This is a genomic window from Pseudomonas sp. TYF_14 (genome assembly GCF_043105275.1).
In the GTDB taxonomy this organism is placed as follows: domain Bacteria; phylum Pseudomonadota; class Gammaproteobacteria; order Pseudomonadales; family Pseudomonadaceae; genus Aquipseudomonas; species Aquipseudomonas alloputida.
Genome location: NZ_JBICLK010000004.1, coordinates 37,024 through 51,583, shown reverse-complemented (window position 1 = coordinate 51,583; position 14,560 = coordinate 37,024). Strand labels below are relative to the sequence as shown.

Below are 14,560 nucleotides of genomic sequence, written 5' to 3'. Positions count from 1 at the left end.
GCGTATTTCGCAATCCGGACGGCGGGGGTGCCTATCATACCGGCAAACCCTTCGCGGCCATATCACGCAATCTGTAGTGCATATAGCTACAAGCTATAACGGTGTGACATGTGCTGGCTTCTTCGCGGGTGAACCCGCTCCTACAGGGGATTCGCAAGCCTGTAGGAGCGGGTTTACCCGCGAAGAGGCCGGCACATGCAACGGCAACCTCATCCACAAGCGCAACCCGCGTTTGCCATTCTGCGCCCACAAGGTGCCGCCCTGGCGCTGGATGGCACTGCGGGCGATGCTCAGCCCCAGGCCGAAGCCACCATCCCCGGGCCGCGAACCGTCCAACCGCGAAAACGGCGCGAAGATCCGTTCCAGGTCTTCTTCAGCCACCCCGCCACCCTCATCCTCAAGCCACAACCACCAATAGCTGCCCTCACGCTGCCCACCCAACCGCACCACACCCTCGGCCGGCGAGTGGCGAATGGCATTGCGCAAGATGTTCTCCAGCGCCTGAGCCAGGTGGTTGAGGTTGCCCTGCACCCAGCAGTCGGCCGGTACTTCGCAGCGCAGTTGCGCAGGCGACCAGCCGCTCTCGTAGCTGGCATTTTCGGCCAGCAACTCCCACAAGGCGTGGACCTCGATCGGCTCAAGGTTCATCGGCGCACGCTCGGCGTCCTGCCAGGCCAGTTGCAGGGTGTCTTCAACCAATTGCTGCATGCAGTCCACTTCACGGATCAGGCGGTCACGCAAACGCTGCAGGTCGGTTTCACCATCGCAGGCCACCCGCAACCGGCTCAGCGGCGTACGCATTTCGTGGGACAGGTCGCGCAGTAACTGCTGCTGCATAGCCACCGTGCCTTGCAGCCGCTCGGCCATCTGGTCAAAGGCACGCGCCAGTTCGCCCAGTTCGTCATGCCGGGCGATGGTGCGCGAGTCCAGGCGGGCCGACAGCTGATCGGCCCGCCAGGCATTGGCCTGCTCGCGAAGTTGGTTCAGCGGCACGATCAGCATGCGGTACAGGCCTACACACAACAGCAAGGTGAACAGCCCCGGAATGATGCCGTTGGTGACAATGCGCCACAGCAAGCGGTGCTGGCCCGGATTGAAGCGCTGCGGCAGTTCGATCACCAGCATGCCCTGCTCCGGCGCCCCCGGGAACGGTATGCGCACCCACGGCTGGTCGACACTGCGCCGACTCATCGGCCAATCGACACCGCGCAGGCGCGTCAGACGCTGCATGATCTGTGGGTTGAGTGTGGCGCTGTCGAGCGGGCGCAGGTTGATGTCGAGCACCCCGACCCAGCCCCGTTCGCGCTGATGCATGGCCGCCACCCACTGGTCCAGCCCTGCCCGCCCGCCACTGCGCCAGGCCTGTTCAGCTTCGGCGGCATAACCCCGCAAGGTCTGGCGTGCCGGCTCCGAGAGGAAGGCATTCTGGGTTTCCATGTGCCGGCCCCAGGTATAACTGAGGCCGATCATCAGCAGGCAGAAGCCCACCAGCAAGATGGCCAGCTTCCAGAACAGCGAATGGCGGTCGAGCATGGTTCACTCCGCCTCGCTGGCACTGAGCACGTAACCCTTGCCCCACACGGTGCGGATCTGCCGTTCGTGATAACCGATGCCCTTGAGCTTGCGACGGATCTGGCTGACGTGCATGTCCAGGCTACGGTCATGCCGTGAATAGCCGCGCTGCAACACGTGCTGGTACAGGAATGGCTTGCTGAGGACTTCGTCGAGGTTGCGGTTGAGGATGTCCAGCAGGCGGTATTCGCTGGGGGTCAGGCCTGCCAGGCGGCTATTCAGGCGCACGTCGCACAGCCTTTCATCAAACTGCAGCTCGCCGCAGCCGGCTTGCTCCAGCGGGCCCTGATGCCGCCGCTCCAGTGCCACGCGGCGCAGAATCGCCTCGATGCGCACCTGCAACTCGGCCATGCTGAATGGCTTGGGCAGGTAATCGTCGGCGCCGCGCTGAAAGCCGCTGATACGATCCGCCTCGGCCCCCAGCGCCGACATCATGATCACCGGTGTGGTGCTGTGCCTGCGCAACTGCGCCAAGGCGTCCAGCCCATCAAGCCCGGGCAGCAGGATGTCCATCAGCACCACATCGAAAGCCTGGCGGCCAGCCGTTTCCAGTCCCTCCAGGCCATTGCGGCACCAGGTGACCTGGCAGCCGCCACGCTGCAGCTCTTCCTGCAGATAGGCACCAAGCACCGGGTCGTCCTCGATGGCAAGGATGTTGGTGTTGTAAATAGATACAGGATTCATTGGCAACTGCCATGCATTCTCAATTGCGTGATTATTGAGCATTCGCCACCTGCCAGGCAACCGCACTGCGACCAATGCCTCGGCAACGGCGCATAACACGTACTAAAGAGATGCAATGGTGCGGCAGGCGGAGTAACTTCGCGGCTTGGCCGTTACCACTTGACGGCATCCAGGCACATCAGAGGAGGCGAGTGTGCTCGATCGCTTGGGAATCCGCAGCCGGGTACTGCTGCTGGCACTGCTACCGGCCGGCTTGATGGCCCTGGTGCTGGGTAGCTATTTCACCTGGCTGCAACAGAACGACCTGCGCACCCAGCTGCTGCAGCGCGGCAAGATGATCGCCGAACAACTGGCGCCCCTGGCCGCACCCGCCATGGCCCGGCTCACGCCTGCGCAACTGGAGAGAATTGCCGCACAAACCCTGGAGCAGGCCGATGTGCGCGCAGTGGCGTTTCTGGCCCCGGACCGCACGCGCCTGGCCCACGCTGGCCCGAGCATGCTCAACTTGCCGCCCAGCGGCGGTACCGGCACCCAACTCCTGCAGCGCAGTGGCAACGACGCCACCCGCTACCTGATGCCCGTGTTCGGCCACCACCGCGACCTGGCCACCGACGCCGTGCCGGCCGAAGCCGAGCGCCTGCTGGGCTGGGTAGAGATCGAGCTGTCGCACGACGGCACGCTGCTGCGCGGCTACCGCAACCTGTTCACCAGCCTGTTGCTGATCCTCGCCTGCCTGGCACTCAGCGGCCTGTTGGCGCTGCGCATGAGCCGCACCATCAACGACCCCATCGAACGCATCAAGCACGCGGTCAATCAGCTCAAGGACGGCCACCTCGAAGAACGCCTGCCGACCATGGGCAGCCATGAGCTGGACGAACTGGCCCACGGCATCAACCGCATGGCCGAAACCCTGCAGAATGCCCACGAAGAACTGCAACACAGCATCGACCAGGCCACCGAAGACGTGCGCCAGAACCTGGAAACCATCGAAATCCAGAACATCGAGCTGGACATGGCGCGCAAAGAGGCACTTGAGGCCAGCCGCATCAAGTCGGAGTTCCTGGCCAACATGAGCCACGAAATCCGCACCCCGCTCAATGGCATCCTCGGCTTTACCCACCTGCTGCAAAAAAGCGAGATGACACCGCGCCAGCTCGACTACCTGAACACCATCGAGAAGTCTGCTGACAACTTGCTGGGAATCATCAACGAGATCCTCGATTTCTCCAAGATCGAGGCCGGCAAGCTGGTGCTCGACAGCATACCGTTCAACCTGCGGGACCTGATCCAGGACACCCTGACCATCCTCGCTCCGGCCGCCCACGCCAAGCAGCTGGAATTGCTGAGCCTGATCTACCGCGACACACCTGCTTCGCTGGTAGGCGACCCGTTGCGGCTCAAGCAGATCCTCACCAACCTGGTCAGCAACGCCATCAAATTCACCCGCGAAGGCACCATCGTCGTGCGCGCCATGCTGGAAGACGAGCACGAAGACTGCGCGCAGTTGCGCATCAGCGTGCAGGACACCGGCATCGGCCTGTCACCTCAGGATGTGCGCACACTGTTCCAGGCCTTCAGCCAGGCTGACAACTCACTGGCCCGCCAGCCCGGCGGCACCGGTCTGGGGCTGGTGATTTCCAAGCGCCTGATCGAACAGATGGGCGGCGAGATCGGTGTCGACAGTACCCCGGGCGAAGGTTCGCAGTTCTGGATCAGCCTCAACCTGCCCAAGGCTCATGACGATGCCGAAGCGCTGCCACCGCAGCCATTGCTGGGCCGCCGTGCCGCCATTGTCGATGGCCACGAACTGGCGCGCCAGGCACTGGAGCACCAGCTGGAAGACTGCGGCCTCAGCGTGAGCCTGTTCGCCTCCTACGACCAGTTGCTGCAGGGGGTGCAGGCCGCCAGCCAGGCCGGCCTGCCTTTCGAGTTCGCGGTGCTCGGTGCCAACCTGGGTAACCTGTCGCCCGAGCAACTGGGCCATTATCATCAGCAGCTCGAGCGTTACCACTGCCAATGCGTAGTGCTGTGCCCGACCACCGAGCAGGCGCTGTACCACCCGTACCTGCCCAACGCCCATGGCCAGTTGCTGTCCAAGCCGACCTGCACCCGCAAGCTGCGGCGCCTCTTGCTGGAGCTGGTACAACCTCGCCGTCCGCTGGCCGAAGGGAGCAACGCCAACGGCCAGCGACGCCCGAAAATACTCTGCGTCGACGACAATGCCGCCAACCTGCTGCTGGTAAAAACCCTGCTCGAAGACTTGGGTGCCGAGGTACTGGCCGTCAACAATGGTTATGCGGCGGTACAAGCCGTGCAGGAAGAGTTGTTCGACCTGGTGCTGATGGATGTGCAGATGCCCGGCATGGACGGCCGCGCCTGTACCGAACAGATCCGCCTGTGGGAGAACACCCAGAGCGGCAACCCGCTGCCGATCGTCGCCCTCACTGCCCATGCCATGGCCAACGAAAAACGCGCGTTGTTGCACAGCGGCATGGACGACTACCTGACCAAACCGATCAGCGAACGGCAACTGGCCCAGGTGGTGATGAAGTGGACCGGCCTGAGCCTGGGCACACCGCAGCAGGCGCAGGCCGAGCTGCTGACCAACGGCGACGAACTGAAGGTACTCGACCCCGAAGAGGGCCTGCGCCTGGCCGCTGGCAAGGCAGATCTGGCGGCTGACATGCTGAGCATGCTGCTGGCCTCGCTGGATACGGACCGCGAAGCCATACGCGCCGCCCGCGCAGCCGATGACCGCAATGGCCTGATCGAGCAGGTACACCGTCTGAACGGTGCCTCACGCTATTGCGGCGTGCCGCAGTTACGGGCAGCGTGTCAACGCAGCGAGACCTTGCTGAAGCAGGACAATCCCCAGGCGCAGCAGGCCCTGGATGAACTGGACAGCGCGATCAGCCGGCTGGCGGCACAGGCCAGATTGAGCGCTTGAGGGGATCTGGGCCACGCTGGGCATGCCTTGACAGGCAGTGACCCACCCAAGACATGCATTGCAAAGGAGTTCGACCATGCGCGCCCTGTTGTTCAGCAGCCAGCACTACGATCAGGAAAGCTTCACCAAGGCTGCCGGCGGCACCGCCCTGGAGCTGCATTTCCAGCCCGCCCGCCTGACCCTCGACACCGCCGCCCTGGCAGATGGCTTTGAGGTGGTCTGCGCCTTCATCAATGACGAACTCGACGCGCCGGTGCTGCAGCGCCTGGCCGCCGCTGGCACGCGGTTGATCGCCCTGCGCTCGGCCGGCTACAACCACGTCGACCTGGCCGCCGCCCAGCGCTTGGGGCTGGCCGTGGTGCGGGTGCCGGCCTACTCGCCACACGCCGTTGCCGAGCATGCCGTGGCGCTCATCCTGGCACTCAACCGGCGTCTGCATCGGGCCTACAACCGCACCCGCGAAGGTGACTTCACCCTGCACGGGCTGACCGGCTTCGACCTGCACGGGAAAACCGTCGGGGTGGTCGGTACCGGCCAGATCGGGGCCGCCTTCGCTCGCATCATGGCCGGTTTCGGCTGCCAGCTGCTGGCTTACGACCCCTACCCCAACCCAGAGCTGCTGGCCCTTGGCGCCCGCTACCTGCCCCTGCCCGAGCTATTGCGCGAAGCCCGCATCATCAGCCTGCACTGCCCACTGACCGAGCACACTCGCCACCTGATCAACGCGCAAAGCCTGGCCCAGTTGCAGCCCGGCGCCATGCTGATCAACACCGGTCGCGGTGCGCTGGTCGACACCCCGGCGCTGATCGACGCACTGAAAAGCGGCCAGCTTGGCTACCTGGGCCTGGACGTCTACGAAGAAGAAGCCCAACTGTTCTTCGAGGACCGCTCCGACCTGCCCTTGCAAGACGATGTGCTGGCTCGGCTGCTGACCTTCCCCAACGTGATCATCACCGCCCACCAGGCTTTCCTCACCCGCGAGGCGCTGGATGCCATTGCCGCGACCACACTGGACAACATCAACCGCTGGGCGGCAGGCAATCCACAGAACCTGGTGATGGGTTAATGCTAGGATACGCGGCATTTCTGGAGGACCCATGGTCGAACACGATTTTCGCTACACCCTTTTCAACCCGCAACACACCCTGATCGAGTGCCGCGCTTTGGTGCCGGGCCGCTATCAGGTCACGGGCAACGGCGGTTCGATGCAAAAAGGCGACAGCCTGCTGGTCACGCTCAAGGGCAGCAAGGATTTGTCCATGCGCCTGACCGTGGAAAGCGTGCGCCACCTGATCAACCCACGCGGCCAGTGGGTGGCCGTGGCGAACGGCCCGGTATTCAACGAGCTGGAAATCCTCACCTGGCAGGTCGAGTGCGATCGCTGCGATGCGGTGCTGGGCTTCGAGTTCGCAGTAGACGCCAAGCTCGGCAAGGCAGCTCGTCAGCCGGCTGCCAGCGCCCGTATCGCAGAGCTGGGCTGGGCCAGCCGTGGCGAAAAACACCTGTGTCCGCGTTGCCAGGAGAGCGCCGAGTGAAGAATCTGCTGACCGGCGTGCTGATTGCAACCGGCCTGCTCGGCTGCGCCACTGAACCTTCCAGGCTGCAGCAGGAACGCAGCTACGTGCTGGAGTGGATTGGCGAACGACCACTGATCGACTACAGCCACCTGACCTTGACCCTGGCCAGCGACGGCCGTGCCTATGGCAACGGCGGCTGCAACCACTGGTTTGCGCCTTACACGCTCGATGGCGAACACCTGAGCTTCGGCAAGGTCGGCAAGACCCGCAAGCTGTGCGCACCCGCGCTGATGGAACAGGAAAAGCGCTTCCTGCAGGCGCTGGAAACGGTAGAGCGTTGGGATGTGTCACCGGTGGGGCAGATGCGCTTCTGGCCAGCCGAAGGCAAGCCGCTGCGCTTCTGGCCCGAGGAAGGCTGAGGATTGCCGGGGCCGCGAAAGCGGCCCCGAATGCATCAGGCGCCTTTCAGGGCCTTGATCTTGGCCTGCAACCCTTCCAGAGTCTGCTCGCCCATCAACTGCTCACGCACCTTGCCCTTGTCGTCGATGATGTAGGTCACCGGCAACGCCTCGCTGCGCGGCAGGTCATAGCGCTCGGCCGGGTCCTGGGCAAGCACGGTGAAACCGATACCCAGGGTTTCGGCAGCCTGCTTCAGGTCCTGCCCCTGCAGGCCATCGAAGTTCACCCCCACCACCTTGACGCCATCAGCCGCCCATTGCTTGGCCGCCGCGTTCAGTTCCGGGATTTCGGTACGGCACGGTCCGCACCATTCAGCCCAATAGTTGAGCACCAGCCAGTGCCCTTCGATCTGTTCGGCCTTAACCGTATTACCGTGTTGGTCCACGCCGTAATCGGCACCGCAACCACCGAGCAACAGGCTCGCGGTGATGGCCAGTACTGCTGCCAGACGCCTTGCCATGGGTCAATCCTTCTCGAGTTTTAAAGCAAATTGGTCAGTCGCTGCGGTTAGAATAGCCGCCACACCCAGCTGGATGCGACCCGACATGACTGACCTCACGCTCTATCATAACCCGCGCTGCTCGAAATCCCGCGGCGCCCTGGAACTGCTCGAAGCCCGCGGCCTGGCCCCGACCATCGTGCGCTACCTGGAAACCCCGCCCGACGCGGACACCCTCAAGGCCCTGCTCGGCAAGCTGGGCATCGCCCCGCGTCAGTTGCTGCGCAGCGGCGAGGACGAATATAAAGCGCTGAACCTGGCCGACCCGGCACTGACCGACGCGCAACTGATCGAGGCCATGGCCCAGCACCCCAAACTGATCGAACGGCCGATCCTGGTTGCCGGCGACAAGGCCGTGGTCGGTCGCCCGCCGGAAAAGGTGCTGGAGATCCTGCCGTGAGCGCGCCCTACATCCTGGTGCTGTATTACAGCCGCCATGGCGCGACCAGCGAAATGGCCCGGCACATCGCCCGCGGTATCGAGCTGGCCGGCATGGAGGCGCGTCTGCGCACGGTGCCGGCTATTTCCACCGAATGCGAAGCGGTGGCCCCGGATATTCCGGCCAGTGGCGCGCTGTACGCCACCCTTGATGACCTGCGCCACTGCGCTGGCCTGGTACTGGGCAGCCCGACCCGCTTCGGCAACATGGCAGCGCCACTCAAGTACTTCCTGGACGGCACCAGCAGCCTTTGGCTCGGCGGTGAGCTGGTCGGCAAACCGGCTGGCGTGTTCACCTCCACCGCCAGCCTGCACGGCGGCCAGGAAACCACCCTGCTGTCGATGATGCTGCCGCTGATGCACCACGGCATGCTGGTGATGGGCCTGCCCTACAGCGAGTCGGCACTGCTCGAGACCCGTGGTGGCGGCACGCCTTATGGCGCCAGCCACCACGCAGGCGCCGATGGCAAGCGCGAACTCGACCCACACGAAATCGCCCTGTGCCGCGCCCTGGGCCAACGCCTGGCGACCACGGCCAAGGCCCTGGAGGCGGCGCGTGGCTAGAAAGCCCAAGGCATTGCCGCCGGTCCAATGGCTGGTACCACGCCTGCGCCTGACGCGGGCATTGAGCCTGGCATGCTTCTTCGGCCTGATCGCCCTGCTGGTGGTGAACAACCTGTGGTTCGCCAACCTGCATGGGGCCAGGGTCGAGGTGATCCTGGCGATCGAGCTGGTGCCGTTGCTGTTGCTGTTGCCAGGCATGCTGAAAGGCAGCGCCCGGGCGCATGCCTGGACCTGCTTCGTGGTGAATATCTATTTCATCAAGGGCGTGCTGGCGGCGTTCGACCCGGCGCGGGCGGTATTCGGCTGGCTTGAAGTGCTGGTGAGCCTGGGGCTGTTCATTGCCGGGCTACTGTACGTGCGCTGGAAGTTCCAGCATGAGCGGCGCATGGCGGGCGAAGGCAGTTAGATTTTTCGCGGGCACGCCCGCTCCCACAGGTACTGCACAGGCCTTAAGTGCGGTGCGATTACTGTGGGAGCGGGCATGCCCGCGAATGGGAGCAACACAAGGCTCAATGGTTGACGGTGTGCGCCAGCATCACCGACAACTGGCACAGCGGCCGCCCGCTCTCTGCATGCCACTGGTTGAACGCCTGCTGCACCAGAGCCAGATCGCGCTGGCTGGTTGGCTGCTTGTCGATCACCTTCTGCGCAATCAACGCCGCTGCCATGTCATCGGTCGGGATGAACGTGTCCTTGCCGACCATGCGCAAGAACCGTGGCGCCGACAACCCGCCCAACTGGTTGCCGTGCTTGGCCAGGTACTTCCACAAGCCGACAATGTCGGTCACTGGCCAATCGGCGATGAATGCACCAAAACTGCCATGCGCCTTGGCGATATCCAGCACCATTTGCGCATTGCGTGGCACGCTCTTGAGCTTGCCCAGGTGGCGGATAATGCGCTCATCCTGCATCAACCGCTCCAGATGCTCGGCGCCCATCAGCACCACTTTCTCTGGGTCGAAGCCAAAGAACACCTGCTCGAACGCCGGCCACTTGGCATCCACCAGGCTGTGCTTGAGCCCCGCGCGGAACACGCGCAGGGCCAATGTCGACAGGTAGCGGTCGTCACTGATGTCGCGCAGTTGCGCCGGCGTGCGCGGCTGCGGCAGGAAAGCCTCCAGCGCCTGGGCCGAACCAAAGCGGTTCAGGCAATACTCATGCAACCACTGGTAATCACGCATGGGCTCAGATGTTCAGCACGTCGAGGAAACGCGGGGTAGCGTTTTCGTCGATCTTCAGGCTGGTGAAGTCAAACAGGTTCCGGTCGGCCAACTGCGACGGTGCCACGTTCTGCAGGGCACGGAAGATGCTCTCGGTACGGCCCGGGTGCTTGCGTTCCCACTCCACCAGCATATCCTTGACCACCTGGCGCTGCAGGTTTTCCTGCGAGCCGCACAGGTTGCACGGGATGATCGGGAATGCCTTCATGTCCGAGTAGGCCTGGATGTCCTTCTCGCTGCAGTAGGCCAGCGGGCGGATCACCACGTTGCGGCCATCGTCGGCTCGCAGCTTCGGCGGCATGCCCTTGAGCGCGCCGTTGAAGAACATGTTGAGGAAGAAGGTTTCGACGATGTCGTCGCGGTGATGCCCCAGCGCCATCTTGGTGGCGCCGATTTCGTCGGCGAAGGTGTACAGGGTACCGCGGCGCAGGCGCGAACACAGCGAGCAAGTCGTCTTGCCTTCGGGTACCAGCTCCTTTACCACCGAGTAGGTATCCTTCTCGACGATGTGGTACTCGACCCCCAGCTCCTTGAGGTAGGCCGGCAGTACGTGCTCAGGGAAGCCCGGCTGTTTCTGGTCCATGTTCACCGCAACGATCTCGAACGTGATCGGTGCCACCTTCTGCAGGTGCAACAGAACGTCGAGCATGGTGTAGCTGTCCTTGCCGCCGGACAGGCAGACCATGACCTTGTCGCCATCCTCGATCATGTTGTAGTCGGTGATGGCTTCGCCAGCGAGACGACGCAGGCGTTTTTGCAGTTTGTTCTGGTTGACCGAGAGGGTGCCCATAGCGCTTGGATCCGCGAGGTGTGACAAAAGCCGGCTATTTTACGCACAAACGCGACGCCGCTGTAGGCATTCCGATAAAGACTTCATTGTAATCAACAGCACGGCTTACAGCGCAATTTGCTCTAAAAAGCGCGGTTTATGTAGGTAACGGCTTCCTATACTGCGACATAAGGCCACATTACCGCTTGCATCGGTGTTAGGGCCTCGGGCCGCTTACGCTCCATATTGGGGGGCGTTTGGCAACATTGAGAGGAGTGATCGGCATGATTCATCACGTTGTGGGGCTGTTTACCCATCCCGATCAGGAATGGCGGGAGATTCGTGGCGAAGAAGAAACCATCAGCCACATGTACCTGACACACACCCTGATCCTCGCGGCGATTCCGGCCGTTTCGGCGTTTATCGGCACTACCCAGGTGGGCTGGGTGATCGGTGACCGACCAGCAGTGATGCTGACCATGGAAAGCGCAATCTGGATGAGCATCATGTCCTACCTGGCCATGCTCGCCGGGGTGGCGGTAATGGGCGCGTTCATCCACTGGATGGCCCGCACCTACGATGCCAACCCGTCCATGGCGCAATGCATCGCTTTTGCCACTTACACCGCCACCCCCTTGTTCATCGGCGGCCTGGCGGCGCTTTACCCGCACCTGTGGCTGGGCATGCTGATCGGCACTGCCGCCATCTGCTACACGGTGTACCTGCTGTATGTCGGCTTGCCGACGTTCATGAACATACCGTCGGATGAAGGCTTCCTGTTCTCCAGCTCGGTGCTGGCAGTGGGCTTGGTAGTACTGGTGGCAATCATGGCCGCTACCGTGATTATCTGGGGACTGGGCGTGGGGCCCGTCTACACCAACTAGAACAGACCGAACCAACACTGGGGCATCAACCAGGGGCCGCCGCAAGGCGGCCTCTGGCTGTGCGCTGACCGGTGACTCGGCAAGCCACCTGCGCTTGCGGCATAATGCCTGGTCAGGAGAACCGCCCCGCCATGCCCGAGCAGCTCAAACAACGCGTCGAAACCTGTTACCAGCAAGCCGAAGCCTTTTTCAAACGCCGCTTCCCGCGCCCCGAAGTCAGCTTCAAACTGCGCGGGCAAAAAGCCGGCGTCGCCCACCTGCACGAGAATCTGCTGCGCTTCAACCTGCAGCTCTATCGCGAAAACCAGGAAGACTTCCTGCGCCAGACCGTTGCCCATGAAGTGGCACACCTGGTTGCCCACCAACTGTTTGGCGACCGCATCCAGGCCCATGGTGAAGAGTGGCAGCTGATCATGCGCGGGGTGTATGAACTGCCGCCCAATCGTTGCCACAACTATGACGTGCAACGGCGCGCAGTGACCCGCTACATCTACCGCTGCCCGTGCCCGCAAAGCGACTTCCCGTTTACCGCGCAGCGGCACAAGCTGGTGCACCAAGGGCGGCGATACCTGTGCAAGCGGTGCCGGGAAGTCCTGGTGTACAGCGGCGAGACGCGGATCGAATAGATCGGGGATCGTACAATTCCCGAGACGTGCGCTGCCCCGCGTAGGAGCGGGTTTACCCGCGAAAGGGCCGGAACAGGCAATGCACAAATCCCAGGCATAAGAAAGGCGACCCGAAAGTCGCCTTCCTCTACCCGCCTGCGCCTTACTTCTCGACGAAGGCACGCTCGATCAGGTAGTCACCCGGCTCGCGCATGCGCGGGGAGATCTTCAGGCCGAAGCTGTCCAGCACTTCGCTGGTCTCGTCGAGCATGCTCGGGCTGCCGCAGATCATCGCGCGGTCGTCTTGCGGGTTGATCGGCGGCAGGCCGATGTCGCTGAACAGCTTGCCGCTGCGCATCAGGTCGGTCAGACGGCCCTGGTTTTCGAACGGCTCGCGGGTCACGGTCGGGTAGTAGATCAGCTTGTCGCGAACCGACTCACCGAAGAACTCGTTCTGCGGCAGGTGCTCGGTGATGAACTCGCGGTAGGCCACTTCGTTCACATAGCGCACGCCGTGCACCAGGATCACTTTTTCAAAGCGCTCGTAGGTTTCCGGGTCCTGGATGACGCTCATGAACGGCGCCAGGCCAGTGCCGGTGCTCAGCAGGTACAGGTGCTTGCCAGGATTCAGGTCGTCGAGCACCAGGGTGCCGGTAGGCTTCTTGCTGATGATGATCTCATCGCCTTCCTTCAGGTGCTGCAGCTGCGAGGTCAGCGGGCCGTCCGGCACCTTGATGCTGAAGAATTCAAGGTGCTCTTCCCAGTTTGGCGAAGCGATGGAGTAGGCACGCATGAGCGGACGGCCGTTGTCCTGCTGCAGGCCGATCATCACGAACTGACCGTTCTCGAAGCGCAGGCCCGGGTCGCGGGTGCACTTGAAGCTGAACAGGGTGTCGTTCCAGTGGTGCACACTGAGGACACGTTCGTGGTTCATGTTGCTCATCGATGGGGCTCCTGAAGAAAAACGCGCGCGCAAAGCGCACAGTTGCGCAATAGTTTAGGGGCAGCGACAATATCTGTTAACTGGATTATCAAGATATGTGTTATCGGTTATATCGATATGCGATTCACACTCCGTCAAATGCAAGTCTTCGTCGCCGTCGCCCAGCACCAAAGCGTCTCTCGGGCCGCCAGCCTGTTGGCGCTGTCGCAGTCGGCCGCCAGTACCTCTATCACGGAACTGGAGCGGCAATCGAGCTGCCAGCTGTTCGACCGTGCCGGCAAACGCCTGGCCCTCAATGCCCTGGGCCATCAATTGCTGCCACAAGCAGTAGCCCTGCTTGACCAGGCCAAGGAAATCGAAGACCTGCTCAACGGCAAATCCGGTTTCGGCTCACTGGCGGTCGGCGCCACCCTCACCATCGGCAACTACCTGGCCACCCTGCTGATCGGCAACTACATGCAGACACACCCGGAAAGCCAGGTAAAACTGCATGTTCAAAATACTGCGCATATCGTGCAACAGGTCGCGCACTACGAAATTGATCTGGGTCTAATCGAAGGTGACTGCAATCACCCCGACCTGGAAGTTCAGCCGTGGGTCGAGGACGAACTGGTGGTGTTCTGTGCGCCACAGCACCCACTGGCGAAACTGGGCCGCGCCGATATCGAAAGCCTTTCGCAGGAGGCGTGGATCCTGCGCGAACAAGGCTCAGGCACGCGCCTGACCTTCGACCAGGCCATGCGCCATCACCGCGCCAACCTTAATATTCGCCTGGAGCTGGAGCACACCGAAGCGATCAAGCGCGCGGTGGAGTCGGGCCTGGGCATCGGTTGCATTTCACGTCTGGCCCTGCGCGACGCCTTCCGCCGTGGCAGCCTGGTACCTGTGGAAACACCAGAGCTGGACCTGCTGCGCCAGTTCTACTTCATCTGGCACAAACAGAAGTACCAGACCTCGGCCATGCGTGAGTTTCTGGAGCTATGCCGCAGCTTCACTGCGGGCTTTACCCGCAGTGACGAGATCGTGCTGCCGCCGATCGCTTAAAGCAGGATCACTCCCCACACCAGCGCCACCATGGTCAGTGCCACCAACTGTGCGGCGCTGCCCATGTCCTTGGCATTTTTCGACAGCGGGTGGCGCTCCAGCGAAATGCGATCGATGGCCGCCTCTACCGCCGAGTTGAACAGCTCGACGATCAGCCCCAGCAGGCAGACGGCGATCATGATGGCCCGCTCGGCGCGGCTGACCGGCAGCCAGAAGGCGATCGGGATCAGCAGCACGTTGAGCAGCACCAGCTGGCGGAATGCGGCCTCGCCCTTGAAGGCGGCACGCAGGCCGTCCAGCGAGTAGCCAGCGGCGTTGAAGATGCGTTTGAGGCCGGTCTGGCCCTTGAATGGCGATGTCATGTGAGTCACTTCACAGCAGAAAGGCCAGCAGACTAGACCGGCTCGGGTCAAAA

17 protein-coding genes are annotated in these 14,560 nt (G+C 62.7%); 10 read left to right on the top strand and 7 right to left on the bottom strand.

Translation table 11 applies throughout. The features are described from left to right. Window positions 1–93: 93 nt before the first annotated feature. Both ACF8O8_RS01125 and ACF8O8_RS01120 read right to left on the bottom strand, forming a co-directional pair. Window positions 94–1,533, bottom strand: a complete 1,440-nt coding sequence (locus tag ACF8O8_RS01125) for a sensor histidine kinase (protein ID WP_198747601.1) — start codon at window positions 1,531–1,533, stop codon at window positions 94–96. Window positions 1,534–1,536: 3 nt separating this feature from the next. Beyond that, the gene (locus ACF8O8_RS01120) at window positions 1,537–2,256 is read right to left on the bottom strand and encodes a response regulator transcription factor (protein WP_049588153.1); all 720 of its coding nucleotides are present in this window, start codon (window positions 2,254–2,256) and stop codon (window positions 1,537–1,539) included. Window positions 2,257–2,449: 193 nt separating this feature from the next. On the opposite strand from ACF8O8_RS01120, the gene ACF8O8_RS01115 reads away from it, so the two are divergent. From ACF8O8_RS01115 to ACF8O8_RS01100, 4 genes are all read left to right on the top strand, one after another. Then, complete coding sequence (locus ACF8O8_RS01115; protein WP_392509126.1) at window positions 2,450–5,203, top strand: response regulator; 2,754 nt, start codon at window positions 2,450–2,452, stop codon at window positions 5,201–5,203. Between the two features lie 76 nt (window positions 5,204–5,279). Then, window positions 5,280–6,269, top strand: a complete 990-nt coding sequence (locus tag ACF8O8_RS01110) for a 2-hydroxyacid dehydrogenase (protein ID WP_392509125.1) — start codon at window positions 5,280–5,282, stop codon at window positions 6,267–6,269. A 31-nt stretch (window positions 6,270–6,300) separates the two neighbouring features. Further along, the gene (locus ACF8O8_RS01105; RefSeq protein WP_010952708.1) at window positions 6,301–6,738 is read left to right on the top strand and encodes a hypothetical protein; all 438 of its coding nucleotides are present in this window, start codon (window positions 6,301–6,303) and stop codon (window positions 6,736–6,738) included. Continuing rightward, complete coding sequence (locus ACF8O8_RS01100; protein WP_014592116.1) at window positions 6,735–7,139, top strand: META domain-containing protein; 405 nt, start codon at window positions 6,735–6,737, stop codon at window positions 7,137–7,139. The genes ACF8O8_RS01105 and ACF8O8_RS01100 overlap by 4 nt, the downstream gene beginning before the upstream one ends. 35 nt (window positions 7,140–7,174) lie before the next feature. Here the strand turns inward: ACF8O8_RS01100 and ACF8O8_RS01095 are convergent, their stop codons facing one another. Further along, a complete protein-coding gene (locus ACF8O8_RS01095; protein WP_010952706.1) occupies window positions 7,175–7,639 on the bottom strand; it encodes a peroxiredoxin family protein in 465 nt (154 codons plus the stop codon). Window positions 7,640–7,724: 85 nt separating this feature from the next. On the opposite strand from ACF8O8_RS01095, the gene arsC reads away from it, so the two are divergent. From arsC to ACF8O8_RS01080, 3 genes are read left to right on the top strand one after another with little or no spacing between them, the layout of a single operon-like run. Next, window positions 7,725–8,078: an arsenate reductase (glutaredoxin) gene (gene arsC, locus ACF8O8_RS01090; protein ID WP_014592117.1), complete on the top strand. Its 354-nt coding sequence runs from the start codon at window positions 7,725–7,727 to the stop codon at window positions 8,076–8,078. Then, window positions 8,075–8,680: an NAD(P)H:quinone oxidoreductase gene (gene wrbA / locus ACF8O8_RS01085; RefSeq protein WP_003252400.1), complete on the top strand. Its 606-nt coding sequence runs from the start codon at window positions 8,075–8,077 to the stop codon at window positions 8,678–8,680. The genes arsC and wrbA overlap by 4 nt, the downstream gene beginning before the upstream one ends. Then, window positions 8,673–9,086 (top strand): DUF2069 domain-containing protein, encoded by a 414-nt coding sequence (locus ACF8O8_RS01080; protein WP_010952704.1) that lies wholly within the window; start codon window positions 8,673–8,675, stop codon window positions 9,084–9,086. Before wrbA ends, ACF8O8_RS01080 begins: the two co-directional genes overlap by 8 nt. A gap of 103 nt (window positions 9,087–9,189) precedes the next feature. Here the strand turns inward: ACF8O8_RS01080 and ACF8O8_RS01075 are convergent, their stop codons facing one another. Together ACF8O8_RS01075 and ttcA are read right to left on the bottom strand one after the other, a co-directional pair. Beyond that, on the bottom strand, window positions 9,190–9,861 hold the full coding sequence (locus ACF8O8_RS01075; RefSeq protein WP_010952703.1) for a DNA-3-methyladenine glycosylase I: 672 nt from the start codon (window positions 9,859–9,861) through the stop codon (window positions 9,190–9,192). 4 nt (window positions 9,862–9,865) lie between these two features. Continuing rightward, window positions 9,866–10,690, bottom strand: a complete 825-nt coding sequence (gene ttcA, locus ACF8O8_RS01070; RefSeq protein ID WP_012053468.1) for a tRNA 2-thiocytidine(32) synthetase TtcA — start codon at window positions 10,688–10,690, stop codon at window positions 9,866–9,868. A 263-nt stretch (window positions 10,691–10,953) separates the two neighbouring features. Here ttcA and ACF8O8_RS01065 point away from each other — a divergent pair, with 263 nt between their 5' ends. Both ACF8O8_RS01065 and ACF8O8_RS01060 read left to right on the top strand, forming a co-directional pair. After that, window positions 10,954–11,553, top strand: coding sequence for a Yip1 family protein (locus ACF8O8_RS01065; RefSeq protein ID WP_003252385.1), 600 nt, complete (start codon window positions 10,954–10,956; stop codon window positions 11,551–11,553). Window positions 11,554–11,684: 131 nt separating this feature from the next. Then, complete coding sequence (locus ACF8O8_RS01060) at window positions 11,685–12,179, top strand: SprT family zinc-dependent metalloprotease (RefSeq protein WP_014861659.1); 495 nt, start codon at window positions 11,685–11,687, stop codon at window positions 12,177–12,179. A 142-nt stretch (window positions 12,180–12,321) separates the two neighbouring features. Here ACF8O8_RS01060 and fpr read toward each other — a convergent pair whose 3' ends face one another. After that, window positions 12,322–13,101: a ferredoxin-NADP reductase gene (fpr, locus tag ACF8O8_RS01055; RefSeq protein ID WP_003252381.1), complete on the bottom strand. Its 780-nt coding sequence runs from the start codon at window positions 13,099–13,101 to the stop codon at window positions 12,322–12,324. 117 nt (window positions 13,102–13,218) lie between these two features. On the opposite strand from fpr, the gene finR reads away from it, so the two are divergent. Then, a complete protein-coding gene (finR, locus tag ACF8O8_RS01050) occupies window positions 13,219–14,145 on the top strand; it encodes a LysR family transcriptional regulator FinR (RefSeq protein WP_004574844.1) in 927 nt (308 codons plus the stop codon). On the opposite strand, the gene ACF8O8_RS01045 is transcribed toward finR, so the two are convergent. Beyond that, window positions 14,142–14,507, bottom strand: coding sequence for a diacylglycerol kinase (locus ACF8O8_RS01045; protein ID WP_010952700.1), 366 nt, complete (start codon window positions 14,505–14,507; stop codon window positions 14,142–14,144). The genes finR and ACF8O8_RS01045 overlap by 4 nt on opposite strands. Window positions 14,508–14,560 lie beyond the last annotated feature (53 nt).